The 22659-nt window shown below is 67.5% G+C and carries 19 protein-coding genes; 11 read left to right on the forward strand and 8 right to left on the reverse strand.

Annotation, left to right across the window (positions count from 1 at the left end; all coding sequences use genetic code 11):
* Positions 1-85: 85 nt before the first annotated feature.
* The 3 genes from QNO12_RS13965 to QNO12_RS13975 are packed head-to-tail and all read right to left on the reverse strand — an operon-like array spanning position 86 to position 2606.
* On the reverse strand, positions 86-1210 hold the full coding sequence (locus QNO12_RS13965; RefSeq protein WP_257501556.1) for a glycosyltransferase: 1125 nt from the start codon (positions 1208-1210) through the stop codon (positions 86-88).
* A complete protein-coding gene (locus QNO12_RS13970; RefSeq protein ID WP_285178038.1) occupies positions 1207-2037 on the reverse strand; it encodes a glycosyltransferase family 2 protein in 831 nt (276 codons plus the stop codon). Before QNO12_RS13970 ends, QNO12_RS13965 begins: the two co-directional genes overlap by 4 nt.
* Entirely contained in the window at positions 2034-2606 is a 573-nt protein-coding gene (locus QNO12_RS13975; protein WP_257501554.1) for an LbetaH domain-containing protein, read from the reverse strand. Before QNO12_RS13975 ends, QNO12_RS13970 begins: the two co-directional genes overlap by 4 nt.
* Before the next feature lie 55 nt (positions 2607-2661).
* Between QNO12_RS13975 and QNO12_RS13980 the strand changes: the two genes are divergently transcribed.
* Genes QNO12_RS13980 through QNO12_RS13990 form a run of 3 tightly spaced genes read left to right on the forward strand, consistent with a single transcriptional unit; the run spans position 2662 to position 5974 of the window.
* Positions 2662-3948 carry a glycosyltransferase family 4 protein gene (locus QNO12_RS13980; protein ID WP_257501553.1) on the forward strand — a complete coding sequence of 429 codons (1287 nt, stop codon included), beginning with the start codon at positions 2662-2664 and terminating at the stop codon, positions 3946-3948.
* An 11-nt stretch (positions 3949-3959) separates the two neighbouring features.
* Positions 3960-4997: a GDP-mannose 4,6-dehydratase gene (gene gmd / locus QNO12_RS13985; protein WP_257501552.1), complete on the forward strand. Its 1038-nt coding sequence runs from the start codon at positions 3960-3962 to the stop codon at positions 4995-4997.
* A complete protein-coding gene (locus QNO12_RS13990; protein ID WP_257501551.1) occupies positions 4994-5974 on the forward strand; it encodes a GDP-L-fucose synthase family protein in 981 nt (326 codons plus the stop codon). The genes gmd and QNO12_RS13990 overlap by 4 nt, the downstream gene beginning before the upstream one ends.
* 384 nt (positions 5975-6358) lie before the next feature.
* On the opposite strand, the gene QNO12_RS13995 is transcribed toward QNO12_RS13990, so the two are convergent.
* On the reverse strand, positions 6359-6835 hold the full coding sequence (locus QNO12_RS13995) for a DUF4916 domain-containing protein (RefSeq protein ID WP_285178041.1): 477 nt from the start codon (positions 6833-6835) through the stop codon (positions 6359-6361).
* Between the two features lie 186 nt (positions 6836-7021).
* On the opposite strand from QNO12_RS13995, the gene QNO12_RS14000 reads away from it, so the two are divergent.
* Both QNO12_RS14000 and QNO12_RS14005 read left to right on the forward strand, forming a co-directional pair.
* Positions 7022-8350, forward strand: coding sequence for a UDP-glucose dehydrogenase family protein (locus tag QNO12_RS14000; protein ID WP_257501549.1), 1329 nt, complete (start codon positions 7022-7024; stop codon positions 8348-8350).
* A 410-nt stretch (positions 8351-8760) separates the two neighbouring features.
* Positions 8761-9963: a hypothetical protein gene (locus tag QNO12_RS14005; protein WP_257501548.1), complete on the forward strand. Its 1203-nt coding sequence runs from the start codon at positions 8761-8763 to the stop codon at positions 9961-9963.
* Between the two features lie 9 nt (positions 9964-9972).
* Here QNO12_RS14005 and QNO12_RS14010 read toward each other — a convergent pair whose 3' ends face one another.
* Positions 9973-11028, reverse strand: coding sequence for an alpha/beta hydrolase family protein (locus tag QNO12_RS14010; RefSeq protein WP_257501547.1), 1056 nt, complete (start codon positions 11026-11028; stop codon positions 9973-9975).
* Positions 11029-11213: 185 nt separating this feature from the next.
* On the opposite strand from QNO12_RS14010, the gene QNO12_RS14015 reads away from it, so the two are divergent.
* From QNO12_RS14015 to QNO12_RS14040, 6 genes are all read left to right on the forward strand, one after another.
* On the forward strand, positions 11214-13319 hold the full coding sequence (locus QNO12_RS14015) for a DUF5979 domain-containing protein (protein WP_257501546.1): 2106 nt from the start codon (positions 11214-11216) through the stop codon (positions 13317-13319).
* A gap of 205 nt (positions 13320-13524) precedes the next feature.
* Complete coding sequence (locus QNO12_RS14020; RefSeq protein WP_285178042.1) at positions 13525-14574, forward strand: glycosyltransferase; 1050 nt, start codon at positions 13525-13527, stop codon at positions 14572-14574.
* Positions 14571-15128, forward strand: a complete 558-nt coding sequence (locus QNO12_RS14025) for an acyltransferase (RefSeq protein WP_257501544.1) — start codon at positions 14571-14573, stop codon at positions 15126-15128. The genes QNO12_RS14020 and QNO12_RS14025 overlap by 4 nt, the downstream gene beginning before the upstream one ends.
* Complete coding sequence (locus QNO12_RS14030) at positions 15125-16315, forward strand: glycosyltransferase (protein WP_257501543.1); 1191 nt, start codon at positions 15125-15127, stop codon at positions 16313-16315. Before QNO12_RS14025 ends, QNO12_RS14030 begins: the two co-directional genes overlap by 4 nt.
* Before the next feature lie 43 nt (positions 16316-16358).
* Complete coding sequence (locus tag QNO12_RS14035) at positions 16359-17345, forward strand: glycosyltransferase (RefSeq protein WP_257501542.1); 987 nt, start codon at positions 16359-16361, stop codon at positions 17343-17345.
* The gene (locus QNO12_RS14040) at positions 17326-18549 is read left to right on the forward strand and encodes a hypothetical protein (protein ID WP_257501541.1); all 1224 of its coding nucleotides are present in this window, start codon (positions 17326-17328) and stop codon (positions 18547-18549) included. The genes QNO12_RS14035 and QNO12_RS14040 overlap by 20 nt, the downstream gene beginning before the upstream one ends.
* Before the next feature lie 19 nt (positions 18550-18568).
* Here QNO12_RS14040 and QNO12_RS14045 read toward each other — a convergent pair whose 3' ends face one another.
* Genes QNO12_RS14045 through QNO12_RS14055 form a run of 3 tightly spaced genes read right to left on the reverse strand, consistent with a single transcriptional unit; the run spans position 18569 to position 22658 of the window.
* On the reverse strand, positions 18569-20236 hold the full coding sequence (locus QNO12_RS14045) for a lipopolysaccharide biosynthesis protein (RefSeq protein WP_257501540.1): 1668 nt from the start codon (positions 20234-20236) through the stop codon (positions 18569-18571).
* Positions 20233-21081: a glycosyltransferase gene (locus QNO12_RS14050; RefSeq protein WP_257501539.1), complete on the reverse strand. Its 849-nt coding sequence runs from the start codon at positions 21079-21081 to the stop codon at positions 20233-20235. Before QNO12_RS14050 ends, QNO12_RS14045 begins: the two co-directional genes overlap by 4 nt.
* Positions 21078-22658, reverse strand: a complete 1581-nt coding sequence (locus QNO12_RS14055) for an O-antigen ligase family protein (protein WP_257501538.1) — start codon at positions 22656-22658, stop codon at positions 21078-21080. The genes QNO12_RS14050 and QNO12_RS14055 overlap by 4 nt, the downstream gene beginning before the upstream one ends.
* Between the last annotated feature and the right edge of the window lies 1 nt (position 22659).

Raw genomic sequence — 22659 nt, forward strand, 5'->3', positions numbered from 1 at the left:
CTTGACACCGCGACTCGCCCCGCGGAAATTCGGGCCCAGCCGTGGTTCTAATGCAACGCGATTCGGACCGGCTGTAAATCGAGGACTACGCCGCGGACCCAGACGCATCGACGCTCATTACGCGCGCCCATCGAGCAGCGACCGATCGCCACGAAAACTGTTGACTGGCGTACTCCACGGCGCTCGTACGGGCGGCCACGTAGTCTTGCACGACGTCCAATATCTCGTCCGCGACATGCTCCGGCGCTACGTCGGTCAGACGACGCCCCGCGGATGCTGGCATCGACACTACCGACGCAACTGCGTCCGTAGTGATGACCGGTAGACCACGCGCCAGAGCCTCAGCGACGCCAATCCCGAAGTTCTCGTCTTCGCTCAACAATAGGAATACATCGTTATCCCTGAACAGCGCTTCCTTTCTGGCACCCTCGACTTGACCCACGAAGCGCACCGCATGCTCCGCCTGCAAGCTCTTGCTCAACATGCGTAGCTCATCCGTTGCAGCGTCCGTGCCGACGCCGGCAATGGACAGCTGAGCCTCCACACCGCGAGCCAGAAGTTCGGCAAGCGCACGTATTGACAAGTCAATCCGCTTCTTGGGTGCGATCCGAGAGACCGAAAGGAGGCGAAGCGGTAGGTGAGGCCCCCTCGATGCGGGTGCCTCTGGGGGTTCTCCCGCGCCCGCTCCCACCACGAAGAGTCGATCCGTCCGTGCAAGCGCTGAGAGTTCCTGCGCCTCTTGGCCGGTTGCGACGACAAAATCAACGGAGCGATTAAGCCACCAACCAACCACGACCCCGAAGGCAAGTTTCTTGAGCCTGTGTCGCTGACGATCGTACTTGGTAAGAGCTCCGTGCGGCATAATCAAGATCTGTTTCCCTGATAGCAGACCAAGCACCGCAACCAGGGGCACCCACCCGAGGAAGTATCCGTGAATAATCCAGGACCTCGCCTGAAATGCGTCACGGATAGCGCGGTAGGTGTGTGCACGCGCCCGCCGTCCCCGCAGAGTGAGCGTCCGGGGATCGAGAGCAGGGTAGTCAACACGAGACACGTAGTGTTCCAGAAGGCTGTGCTCGGATCCATGAATAGTGATGAGTCGCGTCGGGACACCGATGGCATTCAGTGCGAAATTCACCTCAAGGGCATGCCGAGCCGGGCCCCCGTCAAGAGCCGAAAGAGTGTTGTTGAACTGGACGACGGCTGTCATGCGCGCAACCGCTCGCGAGTCTTCACACCGATTTGCCAATAGTACGCGGCGAGGGCGACCGCATAGTCGAATCCCGCACGACCGTCCAGAAAGCCGGCGCGAAGAATGTACGCGTATGCGAAAAATAGCAGTGGCTTAAAAGGTAACACGTCGAACAGTCGGCCCTTCGAGGTGCGCTTGCTGGCGACGTGCTCGCGAAGTGTGGAGTTGGTACGCAGATGAGCCTCCCAATCGGAATACCGATTGTGACGAGCAAACCAACTCGAAACTGGGTCCCGATCGTCATGGACGATCCGGCTTCGCAGCCTGCCAATCGACCATGACGTCTCCGGCTGATAGTGCCCTTCTACTTCGCGGATGCCGGGAGCGCTTAGATCATCAACAACGGGGAAGTGCGCCCGATCAACGTGGAGAAGCGAACGCTTTGTTACGACGTGGCCGAAGCGCAGATACCTGCCGGCGAACCGGTACAGCAAATTGATGTCATAGGCGCCGTGGTTGCTCTCGGCAAGATGGTCGTCCAGGATAGCTAGCTCGCGCACGAGCGAAAGCGAGGGGAATTCGTCCGCGTCGAGCAGTAGAACCCATTCGTTTACGGCCCCCGCGTTCTGGAGGCTCCATTGCTTCTTCTTGGGGTACTTCCCATCCCACGCGAAGTCAACTGTGCGCGCGCCGTGGCGCTCAGCGATCTCCACCGTATTGTCTTCGCTTTGCGAATCAACGACAATGACGTCTTCGAAGGCAGAGAGTTGTCCGAGCGTATTACCCAGTCCGGCCTCCTCGTTCTTGGCGAGGATGATCACCGAAATATTCCTGATGCGGATCAAGGAGTTCTCGCCTTCGTAAATCTCATAGAAACGAACATAATGGGATTTCCTCCCCAAATTTCGCCTTCGGGGATCTCGTTGCCTTCGAGCAGACTCAGTGGTTTTATAAGAGCGGCTCGTCCGACTCGGGTGCCCCCCAGCACCACGCACCGGGACGTAATCCACGCACCGTCGTCGACATAGACCGGGGAGGTAATCAGCGCCATGTCTTTGCGGTGGGCGTGGCTCCCGGTGGTCAAGAACGTCTCCTGCGAGATGACGACGTCGTTGGCGACGTAAATGTGGTCCTGATTATGGAACCACACGCCCTCGCCGATCCACGATCGCGCGCCGATGTGCAGTTTCCAAGGGAACTTGACGCGAGTACGCGGTCGGAATACGACTCCCTCGCCGATTTCTGCGCCGAACGCGCGCAGCACCCTGATGCGGAGCGACGAACTGATCTGCCATGCGTTCGTCACGAACAGCAACTCGCAAACTGCCCAGAGGTACACAACCCAGATCGGCCGATCCCAGCTCGCTCGCTCGCCAGGGGCCTTCGAGAGGTCGATCACCGGAATTGCGGTCATTTGCTTTCCCTTTCCAGTAACACGAGCGAAATCGCGACTCGACTATCCTTGAAGCATGGCGTCGCCCCCACGTGTTCTGGTCCTCGGGCTGAACTATCCCCCTGAGAGGACTGGCATCGCTCCGTACACCGGGTCGATGGCTCGCGGACTAGCTCGCCGAGGTTTCGATACCCGTGTTTTGACGACTCACCCCCATTATCCCGCGTGGAAGGTCATGCCAGGTTACGGGGATTGGTCACGGAGCGAACAAATCGATGGGGTCGCCGTTACGCGGCTGAGGCACTACGTTCCCGCTCTTCCGAAGGGTCTGCGGCGCGTTCTCTCCGAAATCAGCTTCGGAGCACGAGCGTCCCTGCGTCGATGGGGTCACGCCGATGCACTTGTCGTCGTCTCGCCCGGGCTGATCTCCTCCTTGATCTGCACCGTGCACGTACGGCTTACCCACCGCACAAAACCGCTCATCGTGTGGGTGCAGGATCTTTACACGCTGGGCATGACGGAGACGGGCGAGACGAACGGCTTCGCCGTGCGCGTCATGAGAGCGATGGAAGGCCGACTTCTTCGAAGCGCTGACCGGATCGTGGTGATCCACGACCGCTTCGCCACAAGGGTTGCCGATGACTTCGGCGTCCGCCCGGAGCGGATCGAGGTGATTCGTAACTGGACACACCTACCACCCAGCCCGGAGGTGGATGTGGCGGCCTCAAGAAGGAAGTTCGGCTGGGCTCCGGATGAGACCATCGTGCTCCATGCCGGAAATATGGGTGTCAAGCAGGGCCTGGAGAACGTCGTTCGGGCCGCCCGCATCGCCTCCGAACGCGGTTTGCCCGTCCGGTTCGTCCTGCTCGGCCATGGTGCGCAACTCGACCACCTGAAGACGCTGGGATCCGGCCTCAAGACCCTGGAATTCACAGCCCCACTGAATGACGCTGATTTCGCAGCCGCACTAGCGAGCGCTGACAGCCTGCTCGTCAATGAGTTGCCCGGCATCTCTGAGATGGCCGTCCCCAGCAAACTCACGTCTTACTTCTCCGCCGGCCGACCAGTTGTTGCAGCCACAGACCTGGCGGGGATCACCGCCGAAGAGATTCACAACGCAGGCGCCGGGGTCGTCGTCCGTGCCGGGGACCCCGAGTCCCTACTCAATGCGGTGCTGGCGCTCGCGGCCGATCCGAGCCGTGCAGCCACTCTCGGGCAGAATGGACGACAGTACAGAAAGACCGTGCTCGATGAAGAGTCGGCGATCGACCGCTTCACGGAAATGTTGGCTCAGCTCGTCTCCCCGGATGACGGCGTCACGAACAGTGTCCCCCCCACACTGGATACAACTAGCACCATATGAAGGAGCAGGCCTTGGCCAAGCGCGCACTCATCACCGGCATCACTGGGCAAGACGGGTCTTACCTTGCAGAACTTCTGTTGTCGAAGGGATACGAGGTGCACGGGCTCATCCGTCGTGCGTCGACCTTCAATACCTCTCGCATCGACCACCTGTACGTAGACCCGCATGATCCGAACGCCAAGCTATTCCTTCACTACGGCGATCTGAGTGATGGCGCGCGTCTCGTGACCCTCCTCGCCGAGATCAATCCCGACGAGGTCTACAACCTCGCCGCGCAGTCGCACGTGCGTGTCTCGTTCGACGAGCCAGAACACACGGCGGACACCACGGGCACCGGGACCATTCGGCTTCTCGAGGCCGTGCGTATGTCGGGTGTTCAGCCCCGCTTCTACCAGGCGTCATCGTCCGAGCTGTACGGCGCCACCCCGCCGCCGCAGAGCGAGACGACACCCTTCTACCCCCGCTCGCCTTACGCTGCCGCGAAGCTCTACAGCTACTGGATCACCAAGAACTACCGCGAGGCATACGACATGTTCGCGGTGAACGGCATCCTGTTCAACCATGAGTCGCCCCGACGCGGCGAGACGTTTGTGACGCGCAAGATCACGCGCGCTGTCGCTGCGATCAAGGCGGGCACGCAGGACTACGTGTACATGGGAAACCTCGACTCGGTTCGCGATTGGGGCTACGCGGCCGAATACGTCGAAGGCATGTGGCGGATGCTGCAGGTCGACACCCCGGACGACTACGTGCTCGCCACTGGCGTCGGCATCACGGTGCGGGAGTTCCTCGAGATTTCCTTCAGCCACGCTGGGCTCGACTGGGAGAAGCACGTCCGATTCGACGAGCGCTACCTGCGACCGACCGAGGTTGATGCCCTGATCGGCGACCCCAGCAAGGCGCATGAAGAACTCGGCTGGAAGGCGACCGTCGACGGCCGTCAGCTGGCGAAGCTCATGGTGGACGCGGACCTGGAGGCCATCGGCCACGCCGGCACGCCGTGGATCGATGCCGTCAACCTGGACTCGTGGAAGATGGCGACGGCATGACAGCCGTCGATGGTGTCGAGTACACGCCGAGCGAACTGGATCGTGGCGCGACGTTCTACGTCGCCGGGCACCGAGGCCTCGTCGGATCCGCGATCGTCCGCAAGCTCGAGGCATCCGGGTTCGAGAAGATCGTTGGCAAGTCGTCGGCCGAGCTCGACCTCAAGGACCGCGATGCGGTCTTCGCGTACATGTCCGAGATCAAGCCGAAATACGTGGTTCTCGCTGCAGCGAAGGTGGGTGGCATACTCGCGAACTCGACGTATCCGGTGGACTTCCTCAGCGACAATATGCGCATCCAGGTGAACGTGCTGGACGCGGCCCTCGCCAACGATGTTGAGCGGGTCGCGTTTCTCGGGTCGTCGTGCATCTATCCGAAGTTCGCTGAGCAGCCCATTCGCGAAGACTCGTTGCTCACCGGGCACCTGGAGCCCACCAACGATGCCTACGCGATCGCGAAGATCGCCGGCATCCTGCAGACGCAGGCTGTGCGGCGGCAGTACGGACTCCCCTGGATCTCGGCAATGCCGACGAACCTCTACGGCCCGAACGACAACTTCTCGCCGCAGGGGTCGCATGTCCTTCCTGCCCTGATCCGCCGCTATGACGAAGCAGCCTCCGCCGGCGCTGAGGTTGTGACGAACTGGGGCACGGGCACGCCTCGCCGTGAGTTCTTGCACTCCGATGACATGGCCGACGCGGTCCTGCACCTGCTGGAGCACTACGACGGACCTGAGCAGGTCAACGTCGGTACCGGTTCGGACGTCACGATTCGAGAGATCGCCGAGACCATCGCCGGCGTCGTCGGGTTCTCCGGTGAGACGGAATGGGACACCTCCAAGCCGGACGGGACGCCGCAGAAGCTGCTCGACGTGTCGAAGCTGGCGGAAGCGGGCTGGCGGTCGAAGATCGGTCTGCAAGAGGGACTCGAACGCACCGTCGGCTGGTATCGAGATCACGTCGGAGCCTTGCGCGAGTAACGGCCGAGGCTGACACACCCTCGACTTTCCCCACACCAGTTCTTGTCCCCCTTTCGGGGGACAAGAACTGGTGATAACGTACATCCCATGCGGCAGCGTGCAGAGGCACGGCCGCCTTGCTGGGGAGCATCATGGGGAACCGAATTTTACAGTTTGTCGACCGTGTTTTCTGGGGGAAAGCGGTCGTCCAGTGCGAAGAATGCGCGCGAGAATTGCCCGCGCATCTAGCCTTCTGGCGGGGTCTGCACACCTTCTGCTCGATTGAGCACGAGGCCGCAGAAGCCCAGGCTCTGGGGGCTATGGGAGTCGCTGCCCCTCAATCGATGATTGTTGCGACGCCAGTGGCCGTGACTCACGTCACGCGGGATCGTCGGCGTTCCCTCACTACTGTCCTGCACTGAACAGGCGCCTGAGCAGGCGACCGCAGCCCGGCCACAGAGGCTCGGGAGGGTCGTCCAGCGGGAAGTAGGCGAAGTCCAGCGCCTCGCCCTGAGGTGTGGCCGCTCCCTCGTGCTCGACGATGAATGACAGTCCGATCGCATGCTTGCGGGCATCGTCACCATACGGTGTGCCGTCAGCGGGCGCGATGTCGGCCGGAAACCACTGGAACACGTCGACGGGCTGCGGCTCGAGCGGCAGAACGATGTCGATCTGCAGGGTTTCTCGAGCGTGGCGCCTCAGCGCGTCGGCAAGGGTCTCGCCGCGCTGGATGCGACCCCCGAGGTGACACCACACCTCGCCGTACGGTGAATGCCGCAGGATCAGCCCCACCTGCTGTTCTGCACCTGCTTTACGTGTTGGTGGGACGAGAACGAAGTCGACGCAGGCGATCGGCATCGAATGCTCGATCTCGGTGTACAAAGCCTCTGGCAGGAACGTCATTCCCCCATTGTGGCCACGCGCCCGGGGCATGACGGGATCGGCAGAAAGACTGAGAGGATGGGAATTCCGGCCAGGACGCTTTCGGAAACATCCGCCTGGTAAGAAGAGATCGAATCATCGCCGCCAATGGTCGCCGGCATCCCCCCAGCACATCGAGGAGTTTCCATGCGCCTGTCCGTTATCGGATGCGGTTACCTCGGCGCGGTTCACGCCGCTGCCATGGCATCGATCGGTCACGAGGTCGTCGGCATCGACGTCGACGAGCAGAAGGTCGCCACCCTGTCCCGCGGTGAGGCTCCCTTCTTCGAACCCGGTCTGGCGGAGATCCTCACCGAAGGCATCGCGTCCGGCCGCCTGCGGTTCACGACCGACATGGCCGAAGCGCACGGCGCCGACGTGCACTTCGTCGGCGTCGGCACACCTCAGCAGAAGGACAGCCACGCGGCCGACCTCTCGTATGTGAACCGCGCCTTCGATGCGCTGATCCCCTACCTGCGGCCCGGTGACATCGTCGCGGGCAAGTCGACCGTGCCGGTCGGCACGGCCGCCGACCTGGCCGAACGCGTGCACCCGACCGGTGCGACCCTGGTGTGGAACCCGGAGTTCCTCCGCGAGGGCTGGGCCGTGCAGGACACCATCGACCCCGACCGGCTGGTGGCGGGTGTCCCCAGCACGAGCTCCGGCGTGCCCACCGAAGACGGTGACCGGGCAGCCGGCATCCTGCGCGAGGTGTACCACCCCGCGATCGCCAAGCAGACGCCTTTCATCGTCACCGACTACGCCACCGCAGAGCTCGTGAAGGTCGCCGCGAACGCGTTCCTGGCCACCAAAATCTCGTTCATCAACGCGATGGCCGAGATCGCCGAGGTCACCGGAGCCGACGTGACGCAGCTCGCCGACGCGATCGGGCACGACGCCCGCATCGGCCGGCGCTTCCTCGGCGCCGGCATCGGCTTCGGCGGCGGCTGCCTGCCGAAGGACATCCGCGCCTTCGCGGCGCGCGCAGAGGAGCTTGGCCGCGGAGAATCGATCAGCTTCCTGCGCGAGATCGATGCGATCAACCTGCGCCGCCGCGATCGCGCCGTTCAGCTCGTCGTCGAAGCCCTGGGCGGGTCGGTGTTCGAGAAGAAGATCACCGTGCTCGGCGCGGCCTTCAAGCCGCACAGCGACGACATCCGCGACTCCCCCGCCCTCGACGTCGCCGTCCAGCTGCGGGGGCTCGGAGCATCGGTGACGGTCACCGACCCGGCCGCGATCCCCAACGCCCAGCGCGTGCACCCGCAGCTGTCGTACATCGAGGACCGCGACGAGGCCCTGCGCGGTGCGGATGCCGTCATCGTCGTCACCGAGTGGGACGAGTACCGCCGGCAGCTCGCCCCCGAGCACGCCGCGACGCTGGTCGAAGGTCGCATCATCGTCGACGGGCGCAACTGCCTGGACTCGGCAGCGTGGCGCGCCGCCGGCTGGACGTACTACGGGATGGGCCGACCCTAGCCACTGCTCCGCCCTCGACGGGGTTCCCGCCGGTTCGCGGTCATGTTTCGCGATTGTGTCGGACGCGGGCCCAGTGTTACGAGTGTGCGAACAACGCCCGGTGAGTACGGTCGCGTCGGGCGCGGACTTCTACGCTGGAATCAAGCCCGCCCCTCGCCGCAGCAGCGCCCCCGCACTTCGAGCAGCACGGACCGGCGGACCCAGGCTCCCCGACCCCTCGACCGTGCTCCCCCCAGGGCGCGGTTCGGGGAGCCGCTTTTCGCCAGGCGCCGCTCGAGTCACCGGCCGCTGCTGATCGCCGTCGTCGGGTTCGAGCCGTCGCGTTCGGCTCTGCGCCTGCCGCAGCGGTCCGCTACGTTGACAACGAGTCACACCTCCTGCCAACGCTGTCCTTCCCCCCGGAGCCCCCCATGACCCAACCCATCGATCGACGGTCCGTGCTCGCCGGTTCCGTCGCCCTCGCCTCGATCGGCCTCGCGTCGCTCGTGACCACTCCGGCCGCGTACGCGGTGACGACGACCGCGAGCCCGCGCGTCGGCGCGGCGCGACCAAGCAGCATCACCTCGTACGGGCCGAACGGCACCCACTACCCCACCGACCTGCCGTGGGTGGGCGAAACCGCAGCGCACGAACTGGTCGTCAACTGCGACTGGACCTCCATCGCGAACGCGATCAAGAGCCTCACCCCCGCACGCGTGGCGCAGGGCGTCGCGATCCGCGTGCGCCCCGGCATCCTGCCCGGCAACGGCTCTGGCTCGTCCGCCAAGGCCGTGCTGTCCGGCGTCGGTTCGATGTCGTGGACGCGCAACGTGCTGATCTGCCCGCTCGAGGGATTCGGCAGCGTCACCGTCGCCGACAAGGGCATCCGCATCGACCAGTGCGCGCGCCTGTCGTTCTTCGGGCTGCAGAGCCAGGGACAGATCTGCATGACGCTCTGCGGCGACATGCAGATGGGCTGGAGCCGCTGGTCGGGCATGAACCTCACCCGCGGCGGGGCGAACATCGCACTCTACGAAGTGGTGCTCGGATTCCGCCGCAACCCCGAGGACACCTCGGGCGTGCGTCCCACCGAGACCTACCCGATGACGAACATCTCCCGCTACGGCTGCGTATTCGGGCCGTCGGTCAAGCCGGCCGGCAGCAGCGCGCACTGCGACACCATCCAGCTCGAAGGGACCGGCACCGGCACGTTCGGGTCCTTCACCAGCGTGGACTGCGTCGACTACGGGTCATCGAACGCGGTCGTGATGATGCACCAGCGGCTCAGCCTCGCCGAGTTCCGGCACTGCCTGATCCTGGGTGATGTGCTGCCCTGGCAGGTCTACCCGTTGCAGGCCGGCGACTACGCCGGACGGCCCAATGCCTTCTCGGGCTGGTGCGCCGACGTGCGCCTGTACGACAGCGTCGTGGCCGGCGCGGTGGGCTCCACCGACTTCACCCGGATCGAGCGCACGACGCTCAGCTACGCGCCGCAGGCCTCGCAGCAGCCCACGGTGTCGGGCACCTGGACGGTGGACACCGGCATCGCCGGCTGGAACGCGGCGGCGATCATGGCGCAGCAGCACGTCCCCGACTACGAGGACGCGACCCTGGCCGGGATCTGGAGCTGGTGAGCCCGGCGCTCAGCGCGCCGAGCCGATCACGGCGTCGAACGCGGCGATCGTGAGCTGAACCGACTCGTCGCGCCGCGGCTTCAGCGCGTGGTCGGCGCCCTCGAGGATGACGACCTCGGCCTCCCCGCCGGCCTCGCGCCACGCGGCGGCGGTGTCTTCGGACCACTGTGCGGGGGCGACGTCGTCGTCCTCGCCGTGGATCAGCAGCAGCGGCTCGGTGGCGCGGTCGAAGAACGTGCGCGCGGCGACGTCGGCCCAGTACTCGGGGTTCTCGGAGGGCATCCCGACGGACTCGGTGACCTCTTCGAGGATCTCGCTGTCCCGCTCGGCGTACTGCTCGATGACATCCCCGAACGACGTCGTGGCCGCCGACAGCGCCACGACCAGATCCGACGAACCGGGTGCGATCACCGCGGCATCCACCGCCAGCAGCCCGCCGAGGCTGTGACCGAGCAGCCCGATCCGCTCCGGATCGACCTGGTCGAGCTGTCCCGACCGCAGCACCGCGAGGGCGTTGACGACATCCAGCGCCATCCCCCAGTCCAGCACGGTGGGCCAGCCGAAGCCGTGGTCGAACGAGAGGCTGGCCGGGTCGGCCGGGTCGGACTCGGCGTACCCGCGCAGGTCGGTCGCCAGGACGACGTAGCCGCTCTCGATCAGCGCCCGCTGCTCGGCCTCCAGGTCGCTGCCGCTCTGGTACAGCTCCGGATCCACGCTGCCGTGCACCACGACCACGGCCGGGAACGGACCCTCACCGTCGGGGGTGCGCAGGATGCCGGAGATGGTCAGCCCGCCGCTGTCGTACGTCACCGCGTGCGAGGTGACCCCATCGGTCTCGTCGACGAGTTCGCCGACGACCAGAGCCGGCTGTTCGCGCGGCGAGTCGATGATCGTGCGCAGCGTGGACGTGTCGATCACGGGTGCCTCCGCGGTAGCCGACGGCGCCGGCGTCGAGGGCGGTGCCGGAGCACTCGCGCAGCCCCCGATCAGCACGGTCATGCTCGCCAGCCCGGCCAGCAGCAGATGACGGCGGGGACGACGCGGATGCTGTGAGATGACCGCCATGGCCTCAAGCGTAGCCATCTTCAAAAGGACGACGCGCCCACCGGATTCGCCGTTTTGTCCAATCGGATATCGACATGTCAGGATCGAAACGACTTTGGGGTAAGACAGTTTCCTTTGTGGATCCCTGGGAGTGAGAACCGGGGATGCGTGCATTCCCGGGCGACCGAATCAGGACGGGACAATACATGCGCAATCGGACCAACAAGACAGGCAATCGGGGAATGTGGGGGCGCGCCGCGGGGATAATCGGCGCATCCGTGCTGGCAGCGTCGGCGATCATCGCCGTGCCGAGCATGGCCACCGCCGACGTGACCGGTGACATCGAGCCTTTGGCCACGGCGACCACGACGGACATCGTGGTGGAGGCGCGCATCGCGTACCAGCGCGCGCCGATCGCCGACCTGGACAACACCGAGTACCTCGAAGGCGTCACCTTCGAGCTGTACTCCCCCGCCGGCGACGCGCCCGGCGCGGCCACCGGCCTGACCTGTGTCGTTCCGGCGGGAGCCGGAAGCTGCACGATCACGGTGCCCGAGACCGGCCCGGGCGGAGCGAACGAAGGCGACCGGTTCTTCGTCGTCATGACCAGCGCGGGCGATTCGGCGAACCCGATCGACTCGTTCATGACCGGCACCTCGTCGGAGCCGAACCAGCTGCGCCACTACGCCGGCCTCACCCCGGCGATGACCGCCGACACCACCATCGCCTTCCCGACCCAGGGCGAGGGCCAGCTCCTGAACTCCGGAGTGGTCGCCGCGTCGCTGGTCAACCCGACCCTGGCGCCCAGCTGCACGAACGACGGTCTGTCGCTCGCGGTGCAGATGGACATCTCCGGCTCGGTGGACGCCACGCAGCGTGCCGCCTACCGGAACGCGTTCAACGAGCTCCTCGCAGAGCTGGCCGGCACGCCGGTCGAGCTGAGCCTGTCCACGTTCGGCTCCTCCTCGCCGGTCGCCGGTCGCGCCAGCGGCCCGTACTCGCTGGATGACCCGGCGGATGTCGCGGCCGCGGTCGCGGATGTCGCGGCGTTCACGCAGCCCGTAACCGGCCCGACCCAGCAGACCAACTGGGACCTCGCGCTGCGCACCATCGCGGACGCGCCGACCACCTACGACGCCCTGCTGGTCCTGACCGACGGTGCGCCGAACTACGTCAGCAACGCCGCCGGCACCGGCGGCCAGGAAGTCTCCGGCTCCGCCGTCACGATCGCCGCGCTCGAGCAGGCCGTCTTCTCGGCCAACGCCGTCAAGGCCGAGGGAACGCGGATCCTGGTCATGGGCATCGGCAACGGCACCGCCGGAGAGGTCTACCGCAACCTCGCGGCGATCTCGGGTCCGAACGCCGGAAGCGACTACTTCCAGGGCGGGTGGGACACCCTCACCGAGGACCTGCGCAACGCCGTCAACCCGCTGGTCTGCCGCGTTGCGGTGACCCTGGACAAGCTGGTCGTCGACGCCGCCGGGCAGAACCCGACACCGGCCGACGGCTGGAGCTTCTCCGCGGACGTCGCCGACGTCACGGCCGGCACCACCACCCTCGAGGGCGACTCGCCGCAGGCGACCGGCTCGGGCCAGAACGCTCCGGGCGAGGCGAACTGGGTGGTCGTGTTCGATGACCGCACCGCCTCCGCCTCGCTCACCCTGACCGAGGCGCCGCAGGCCGGGTACTCGCTGGTGGACGCGACCTACACGGTCATCCACGCCGACAGCACCACGGACACCGGAACCGGCACCTCCGCGGCGCTGACCATCCCGGCGATCACACCCACCGACCGCGTCGAGGTCGTCTTCACGAACGGTCAGGCTGCGGCCCCCGCCGCGGCGACGTTCCAGGCGCGCAAGGTGATCACCGGCACCGGCGCGGCACTCGTGCCCGCCGACACCGCCTTCCAGGTGGCGTACACGGTCAACGGCACACCCGCCGCTGAGCCGCTGGTGCTCCTGGCCGACGGCACCCCCGTCTCCAGCCCCGCGCTGGCCGTGGGCGATGAGATCACCCTGACCGAACTGACTCCGCCCGCAGTGGCCGGCGTCACGTGGGGTGCGGCGCCCGTCCTGGAGCCGATCGTGCTGACCGAGGCATCCGTCGTTCTGGAGATCGCCAACGTCGCCACGGCGGCCGTGACACCCGCGCCGACGCAGCCGCCGGCACCGAACCCGGCAGGGTCGCTGCCGGTGACCGGCCTGGACAGCAGCCTCGTGCCGCTGTGGCTCGGCGGCGGTGCCCTGATGATCGCCCTGGGAGCCATGGCTCTGCAGGCTGCGCGTCGACGGGCAACGGGCACGAAGTAATCGAGTAGGTTGGTGCGGGCGCCTTGGGGGGTGCCCGCACCGACCGAAAACTGACCCTAACGGGCGAGACACACTCTCGACACATAGGGCTGTTAGCGTCGCAACCTGGGGGAAGCGCATGGGCACCGATCAGCGTGTGGCTATCATCGTGCGATTCGGACTGAATCCGCAGCACTGGGCCGAAAGACATGCACGCGGTGACGTCGTGGACGAAACGCCCTATGCGTATCACCTCGCCGAGCAATGGTTCACCGTGGAATGGTCCGACGACCGACCGGAAAACCAAATTGCGCGATGGTGGCGGATGTCGGTGCGACACTTCCTGGGATTCGATTTCGTGCACGTGTGGCGGAACCGCCGCGTGATCCGGCGCGCCGATGCGGTGTGGACGCACACCGAGCGCGAGCACCTCGCCGTCGCGCTGCTGAAGACCCTGTCACCGCGCCGCTACCGGGCCGTCAGCATCGCGCAGTCGGTGTGGCTGTGGGACCTGTGGCCGAACGTCTCGCGCGTGCGAGCGGCGTTCTTCCACCGACTGGTCAAGCGCCATGCGGTCGAGGTCGTGCTCAGCCGAGTGAACCGCGACGCCTCTCGCGAGGCGGTCCCCGGGCGCACCGTGGTCCGGGTGCCGTTCGGCACCCACTTCGCCTCGCCGAACCCCGGCGCCGCGCCCGCCGGCACGCCACGGATCCTCGTGGTCGGCAACGACCGGCACCGTGACTGGGACCTGCTCGCCGCGGTCACCGAACTGGTCCCCGAGGCCGAGTTCGATCTGATCTCGCTGTCCGAGGACGTGCACGCGCGCCAGTGGCCGGCGCACGTCCACGTCCGCTCCGCCACGCAGCCCGAGGTCCTCGCCGCGTACGCGACCTCGACCGTGGTGGCTCTGCCGCTGCTGCCGAACAGCCACGCGTCCGGCTGCACGGTGGCCATCGAAGCCATCTCGGCCGGCATCCCGATCGTCGTGAGCGACGCCGGCGGCATCGACGAGTACGTCACCGGCGCGGACGCGGACCTCGTCCCGGTCGGCGATGCCGCAGCCTTCGCCGCGGCGATCCGCCGGCGCCTGGCCGGCCCGGCCGGCGCCGCCGCCGGATCCACCGCCGCCGATCGCGGACTGAGCGAGCGGGACTACGTCGCCCGGCTGGCGCTGCTGACGCAGGCCGCACTGTCCGGCGCGGCGTTCGACCCGGCCGTCGAAGCCTTCCAGCGCGTCGCCGACGCCCCCCGCGTCCGGAGCGGGGTGACCGCGTGAACACCCTCGATCTGCTCCTGCTCGCGCAGCGGACGCGCGACCTGGCCTTCAGCAAGCTCGCCGCGCCCGGCTTCGCGGCGTTCGGCAAGAACTCGCGCATCCTGCTGCCCACCCGCCTCAGCGGCGCCGAGCACATCAGCGTCGGCGATCGGGTCCTGATCGGCGCGGGGTCGTGGCTGATCGTGCCCGCCCAGCACGCGCCGGGGCCCAACATCGTGCTGCACGACCGGGTGCGGATGAACACCACGTCCATCTCCGCCGTCTCGCGCGTGGAGATCGAGGAGGGGGTCGCCATCGCCCGGGGCTGCTACATCTCCGATCACTCGCACGGATTCGACGATCCGGACGCGCACATCCGCGACCAGCCGATCGACCGCGTGGCTCCGGTGCTGATCCGCCGCGGCGCGTGGCTGGGCCAGAACTGCGTCGTCCTGCCCGGCGTCACGATCGGCCGCGGCAGCGTGATCGGCGCGAACAGCGTCGTGCGCGAAGACGTCCCCGACCGCACCGTGGTCGCGGGTGTGCCCGCTCGAGTTCTCCGGGAGCTGCCATGACCGCGACCGCCCCGAGCCCCGTGAGCTCCCCCGGATCGACGCCGCCGGGCCAGGACTTCGTCTTCACGTTCTCGTACGAGTCCTACGCCGACGCCCGCAAGCGCGGCATGATGCGGCCACCGGACCGGCTGGTGTCCACCCTCATCGACAGCCCCGAGGTGCGCCGGCTGCTGATCGCAGACCCGTACCGGTCGTGGCTGACCAACTGGGGTCGCTCGGTCATCGATTTCCGCCACCGGGCCCGCGAGACCGAGAAGGTGCGCCACGTCAGTCCGCTGCGGACGGCGCGCGCAGACCCGACCCAGATCGACGAGATCGCGGACGTGTACCTCGGCTACGAGCGCGCGGTCCTTCGTGCCGCGGCGGCAGCCGCCCTGGTGGAGCCGTCCTTCGTCACCGCCAATCCTCTGGTCGCCGGCTTCAGCCGGCTCGAGTGGACCGGCGGTGCGCTGTACTACGCCCGCGACGACTGGCTGAGCTCTCCGGGTCGTCGCCGGTACTGGCCGGCCTACCAGGAGGCCTACCGGCGCATCGCCGAGAGCGGCCGCGCCGTCGCCGCCGTCTCGCAGGAGATCATCGACCGGATCGGCCCGCGCGGCCCGCACGCGGTGGTGCCCAACGGCATCGAACCGCGCGAGTGGTCCGGTCCGGTGCCGTCCGCGCCGGCGTGGTTCGCGCGCATCCCCGGCCCACGCGCGGTGTACGTCGGCACGCTCGACTCGCGACTGGACATCGCCGGGCTCACGCTGCTCGCGCGCGCACGCCCCGATCTGCACATCGTGCTGATCGGACCGGCGCCCAGCCCGAGCTACATCGCGAGCCTGAAAGGGCTGCCGAACGTGCACATCCGCGGGGAGGTCGGCCGCCGCGAGGTGATCGGGGTCCTGCGCAACAGCGAGCTGACACTTCTCGCGCACCGTCGCACACCGCTGACCGAGGCGATGAGCCCGCTCAAGGTGTACGAGTACCTCGCGGCCGGCAAGCCGGTCCTGGCGACCGATCTGCGCCCCGTGCGCGGCTTCGGCGAGCGGGTGCACCTGACCGATACGGTCTCAGATTTCATCGACGTGATCGACTCGGCACTGGCGCAGGGAACGCTGGCCGAGACGGAACGACGGGCATTCGTCACCGAGAATGCCTGGTCGTCGCGTCACAAGGAGATACTCACACTGCTGACCGGGGGGTAGCGGCCCGCACCGAGCGGGGCGCTGCATGAATATGGGGGATGGAATGACGTCACAGGGGGACGTTCTACTGGTGTGCTCAGGTGGGGGACACCTGCGGCAACTGGCGAGCTTCGTGGAACGGATGGGGTACGCGCCGGAACGACAGGTCTGGGTCACGTTCCGCAACGGGCTCAGCGAGTCGCTGCTGAGCGGCCGTGAGGTGATCTACGCGCCGTTCACCGGACCGCGGGATCTGAAGAACTTCGCGAAGCTGGTCGTGCTCGCCCGTCGCGTGCTGAAGGAGAGGACCTTCACCGAGGCGATCAGCACGGGCTCCAGCCCGGCGGTCGCCTTCCTGCCGGGGGCCGCCGCACGCGGTGCCACGGCGCACTACATCGAAAGCGCCACCCGCGCGGACGGACCGTCGATGACCGGCAAGATCCTCGCCCGGTTCCCGAACGTGCACACCTACACGCAGTACCCGGGGTGGGCCGATGAACGGTGGGAGTACCGCGGCTCGGTCTTCGACGACTTCGAGCCCGGGCCCGATCTGACCCGATCGGCCGCGCCCCGCAGCGCGGTCATCTCGGTCGGCACTCAGGAGGGTTACCCGTTCACCCGGATGCTGGATGCCGTCGTCCCGCTGCTCGGCAGCTTCGACGAGGTGCTGTACCAGACTGGTGATCTGGACCCGGCGGCGTGGTCCATCGAGGGGCGCACCAGCGTTCCGTACGAGGAGCTCAGCCGCGCCAGCGCGGACGCCGAAGTCGTGATCAGCCACGCGGGCGTCGGCTCGGCCCTGACCGCGCTGCGCGCGGGCAAGCACCCCATTCTGATCCCGCGCATGTCCGCCCATGGCGAGCACGTCGATGACCATCAGGTGCAGCTGGCCCGCGAATTGGAGCGGCGCGGACTGGCGACCGTCCGAACGCCCGATACGCTCGGTTATGAGGACATTCTGAGCGCGAGCCGCCGCACCGTTCGGATCATCCCCTCTCCCCCGTTCTCGCTCAGGTCACCCACGGAGCTGCATGCCGCCCGACATAAATAGGCGCTCGCTGTTTCGTGGATCCCTGATCCTGGCGACGGCGGGTGTGCTGGCATCGTGCAGCGCGCTCCCGGCACCCAGGCCGACGCCCTCGCACACCGCCGCCCCCACACCGGCGCCGGTTCCCAGCGCATCGCGGCGACCGGCCACGACCCGGTCCTACGGCCCCAACGGCACCCACTACCCGGAGGATCTGCCGTGGCTGGGCGACACCGCGGCCCTCGAACTGGTCGCCGAGTGCGACTGGATCGACATCGCCCGCAAGGTCGAGGCGCTGGACGCGCCGACGGTCGCGGCGGGCGTGATCATCCGGGTCAAGCCGGGCACGCTTCCCGGTGGCGGGGCGGGCTCCTCCGCGCGCCCGGTGCTGGCCGGGGTGGGCAACGCCGGCTGGGCACGGAACGTGCTGATCTGCCCGCTCGAGGGCTTCGGCAGCGTCACCACAGCGGCGGGCGGCATCCGCTTCGACCAGTGCGCGCGGCTGTCGTTCTTCGGGTTCCAGAGCGCGGGGACCGTCACGATGACCCGCTGCGTCGGTCTGCAGCTCGGCTGGAGCCGGTTCGACGGGATGAACATCACCCGCGGTGCCCGCGACATCGCTCTGTACGAGCTGGTCCTCGGATTCCGCCAGAGCGCCGATGACACCGCCGGCATCCGCCCCACCGAGGCGTTCGAGATGACGAACTTCACCCGTCATGGGTGCGTGTTCGGTCCGTCGGTCAAACCCGACGGCAGCGACGCGCACTGCGACACGATCCAGCTGGAGGGAACCGGGACCGGCCCGTTCGGCCCGTTCCTGAGCGTCGACTGCGTCGACTACGGGTCATCCAACGCGGCGGAGCTGCTGCATACCCGACTCGTCCTGGCCGACTACCAGCACTGCATGATCCTCGGCGGTCAGCTGCCCTGGCGCGTGTTTCCCCTCCGCAGCGGCGACTACGAGGGCGACCCGAACGCGTTCGCCGGCGGCTGCCAGGACGTCCGGCTCACCGACTGCGTCGTGGTCGGCGCCATCGGCCGGATGGGCTTCACGCAGGTGCACAGCTCGACGCTGAGCTACAACCCGGTCTCCGAACAGCAGCCGCGCGACTCCGGCTCGTGGGACGTGGACGGCGATTCGCGGGACTGGAACCGGGACGAGATCATGGCGCGCCAGTCGATCCCCGACTACGAGATCGACACGCTGCGGAGCATCTGGGCCTGGTAGGCCGCGTCGGCGATAGCGGTCAGCGCTGCGCGTTGCGCCGTTCGCGACGCGTCATCGGCACAGCCGGCGCCGTCGGCTCTGCGGCCGGCGCCGGTGCCTCCGCAACGGCGGCGTGCTCCTCGCGCACGAACCCCTCATCCATCGCCGCCTCCGCGAAGGTCTCCGGCTCCGGCGGTGCGGTCAGCGGCGTCCCGTCCGCGCCGTCGATGCCCGCTTCGGCGGCGGCGGCCTTGGGGCCGCGCATCCGCTTGACGAAGTCCATCAGCTGAGCGATGTCGCGGCGATATCCGCGGAACAGCAACAGCGGCGCGATCAGGCACAGGGCCGCCACGCCGCCGACCAGGATCTCCAGGATCGCCAGACCGGTCGGCACCAGGCGCGAGATGAAGTACGACCCGCTGAAGGCCAGGATGGCCATCAGCGCGGGGCGCAGCAGCGGTCCGTAGATGTCGTGGCCCTTCACGAAGGTGCCGTGGATGGCCCACGCGAATCCGGGGACGAGCAGCAGCAGGGTCAGGGCGCCGTAGGTGATGACGAGACCGTTGATGCCGCCCCACCAGATGCCGAAGAAATAGCCGGCGATGATGATGGGCCGCGCCACCAGGTCGTACGCGAACTGCCGGTGCGAACGGCCGAGCGAGATGTACAGCCACGTGCGCAGGCGACCGATCGCCTGACCGAACCCGGCGATGGCCAGCAGGCTGAACAGCGTGGCCGCGATCGACCAGTTCGGCCCCAGCAGCAGCAGCACCAGCGGCTGGGCGATTCCGGCGGCGACGGCGTAGGTGGGCAGCGTCAGGTAGCCCACCACGAGCGCCGCGCTGCGGATGTAGCGGCGGTACCGCTCCCCCTGATCGCGGAGCGCACTGAGCACCGGCAGCGCGACCCGGCCCAGCGGTCCGTTCATCTGCTGCAGGGGCAGCAGGAACAGCGCGTACGCGCGGGAGTACTGGCCGAGGGCCGCCGGGCCCAGCTGGGCGCCGATGATCACGTTGTCGAGGTTCTTCTCCGCATAGCCGAGCAGCTCCGCGCCGAAGATGCTGCCGCCGGTGCCCACCAGAGACCAGGTCTCGCGCACGATCCGCGGCGGACCGAAGCGGGGTCGCACGATCGACCAGAGCACGACCAGGCGCACCACGAACTGGGCGCCGGCCATCGCGACCAGCGACCAGTAGCCCCAGCCCAGGAGCGCCGTGACCACCCCGGCCACGACGCCGAGGGCCATGGTGGACACATCCAGCGTGGCCAGGGTGCCGAAGCGCAGGTCCTTGGTCGCGCGTGCCTGCAGCGGCATCACCAGGCCGCTCAAGAACACGCCGGGCGCCATCAGCAGCGTCACGGCCACCAGCCGGGGTTCGTTGAACAGCAGGGCGATCAGCGGTGCGCACAGCGCCACGACGATCGAGAGCAGGATGCCGATGAACGCCGACAGCCACAGCAGGCTCTGCCACACCCGCTCGCTGAGGTCCTTGGCCTGGATGATGGCGCCGGTCATGCCGAAGTCGCGGACCAGCTCGGCGATGCCCATCACCGCGCCCACCATGGCGATCAGGCCGAAGTCGGCGGGGGTGAGCAGCCGCGCCAGGATGATGGTGGAGCCCATCTGCAGCAGCGCGCGGCCCCACAGGCCGCCCATCGTCACCATGACGCCGCGCGCGGCCTTCTGCGCGAGGTTCGGGTGACTCATGGCATCGCCTGCCGTGAGGTCTCGTCGCGATTCCAGGCGATCTCGCGCTCGGCGCGCAGCAGCCGCGCGGCGCGCCGGCGCGTGATGGTGTGCACCGCGGTGTATCCCGCGAAACCCAGCCAGAGCTGCGGGCGTCGCCAGACGCGACGGGCGAGCGTGCGCGCACCGACGCGGGCGACCGGCGGCGCCATCTCGGGATAATGCAGGGCGAGCTGCTTGTTGCCGGCGGCGATGCGCGTGTTGCGCTTGACCAGCGCCGAGAGCGAGCCGGGGCTCGCCACGGAGAAGAAGACGTCGTCGGGCGTGTACCGCTCCGGCGGGGTGAACAGGCGCTGCACGAACAGGTCGTCGGCGATCACCGGCGGAAAATCCGCGAACCGGGCGCGGCCGTCACTGCTGAGCATGTAGATGCCCGAGCCGATGTGTCCGGTGGCGCGGTAGTCGGTCAGCTCCCAGACCGCGTAGTGCTGCCGCACCCACCAGGAGGACGACGGCTGCACGGTCATCCGCGGAGCCGCCACCAGCGCGTTCTGCGCGTGCAGCCCGTCCGCCAGGGAAAGCAGATCCGAGCCGGTCACTGAGACGTCGGCGTCGACGTAGACGACCGGATAGACCCGGATCAGGTCGTGTGCGGCGTTGAGGGCGGCGATCTTGGACGCTTCGGGGATCTCCAGCACCCGGATCGGACCGCCGACCTCGCGGGCGCGCTGAGCGGTGCGATCCGTGCAGCCGTTGGCGACGACGATCACGTCGAGCGCGTCCGCGGCATCCAGCAGCCGACGCAGCGTTGCGGCGATCAGGGCCTCTTCGTTGTGTGCGGGAATCACCACCGTCAGCTGGGTCATCGGGTTGCCACCGCCGCGGGTGCGTCGCGTTCTGCCGTCACCGGATCGGATTCCGGTTCCGGCCACCTGTCGGCGCCGTCGGTCATCGCCCACGCCCCGATGCCGAGCAGCACGCTGAGCATCAGGAGCGTCTGCATGAAGGCGAACGCGTCGTAGAAGAACATGGCCGTGGCGTACCCGACCGCGGAGGTGGCGATCGCCAGCGCCAGGTAGGCACGGGAGGCCGGCACGCCGCGGCGGAACGCGAAGCGGGTGAGCACGAAGATCGGCCACACCAGCAGCACGACCAGCCCGAGAACCCCCAGCACGCCGGATTCCAGCAGCGAACCCAGCCACTGGTTGTCCAGGATGTCGGCGTTGGCGTCATCGCCGACCACCACGCGGCTGCCCAGGCCGGTGCCGGCCAGGGGCGAGTAGCTGAACTCGGCGAACGCCTGCGGCAGGTCCGCCAGCCGGCCCTGACCGGGCAGTCCCACCGCGGCCATCTGCGAGGCGATCAGCCCCTGTACGTCCAGCAGCGACAGCACCATCGATTCGAACAGCGCCGGCAGCACCATGGCGACCAGCACCACCATGGGCACCGCGATCAGGGCGAGCAGACCCGCCAACTTCGGACGCACCAGCAGGATGAACAGGTACATCGCGCCCAGGGTGACCACGCCCGTGCGCGACACCGCCGACAGCATCCCGAGGATCATGACGCCGATCGCGGCCGCGTAGAACAGCTTGCGCGTGAACGCGAACCGCGGCCACGGGCTGAACTTCATCAGGTAGATCGCCAGCGGGATGATCATGCAGAACAGCACCGCCAGGGCGATCGGATGCTGGGACGACGCATACGCGCGCGCCCCGCCGGCGCGCAGGGACTCGCCCTCGTCGCGCAGCAGGATCAGCGGCAGGAACGTGTTCAGCTCCAGGAAGATGTTGCGCCGGGTCAGCCGCTCGAAGAACGCGAAGAACCCGACGACCGCGCCGCCCAGGACGATCACATTGAGCAGGATCATCGTGATCTGCTCGGTGGAGAGCATCTGGCGCACCAGCACGATCGTGGACAGCAGGAACGCCAGCTGGAAGACGTTGGCGAAACCACCCCCGATCAACCCGGTCTCGGTCAGGGTCACCGCGTTGACCATCAGCGACGCGAACGCCGTCCACAACGCGATCGCGATCGGCCAGCCCCATACCACCGGCTTCCAGTCGCGGGTGCCGCGCAGGAACACGGTCACCGCGAGCGCGATCAGCAGTGCGGCGATCACCACGCGATACGGCTCCAGGGCGAATCCGACCTGGATCGGCAGCGCGTAGCGGCGGATCGGGACGAACAGGATGACCGCGGTCAGCACGAACAGCATGGTCGTCCAGTTGAAGACGACGCGGCGGAAGACGTACAGGCCTCCGGCCACCAGCAGCACGCCGCCGACGAGCAACGGCTCGAGGAACAGCACCGCCAGCAGCACCACGACCCCCGCGACCACGGCGATCACGATCGACAAGGGCGCGCGCGGCAGGCGGGACGCCCGCACGGTGCGGGTCGGCGCCGTGCCCCGAGGTGGCTCTGCGGTCTTCACATCGACCATG

The organism is Microbacterium sp. zg-B185, assembly GCF_030246885.1.
Lineage (GTDB): Bacteria > Actinomycetota > Actinomycetes > Actinomycetales > Microbacteriaceae > Microbacterium.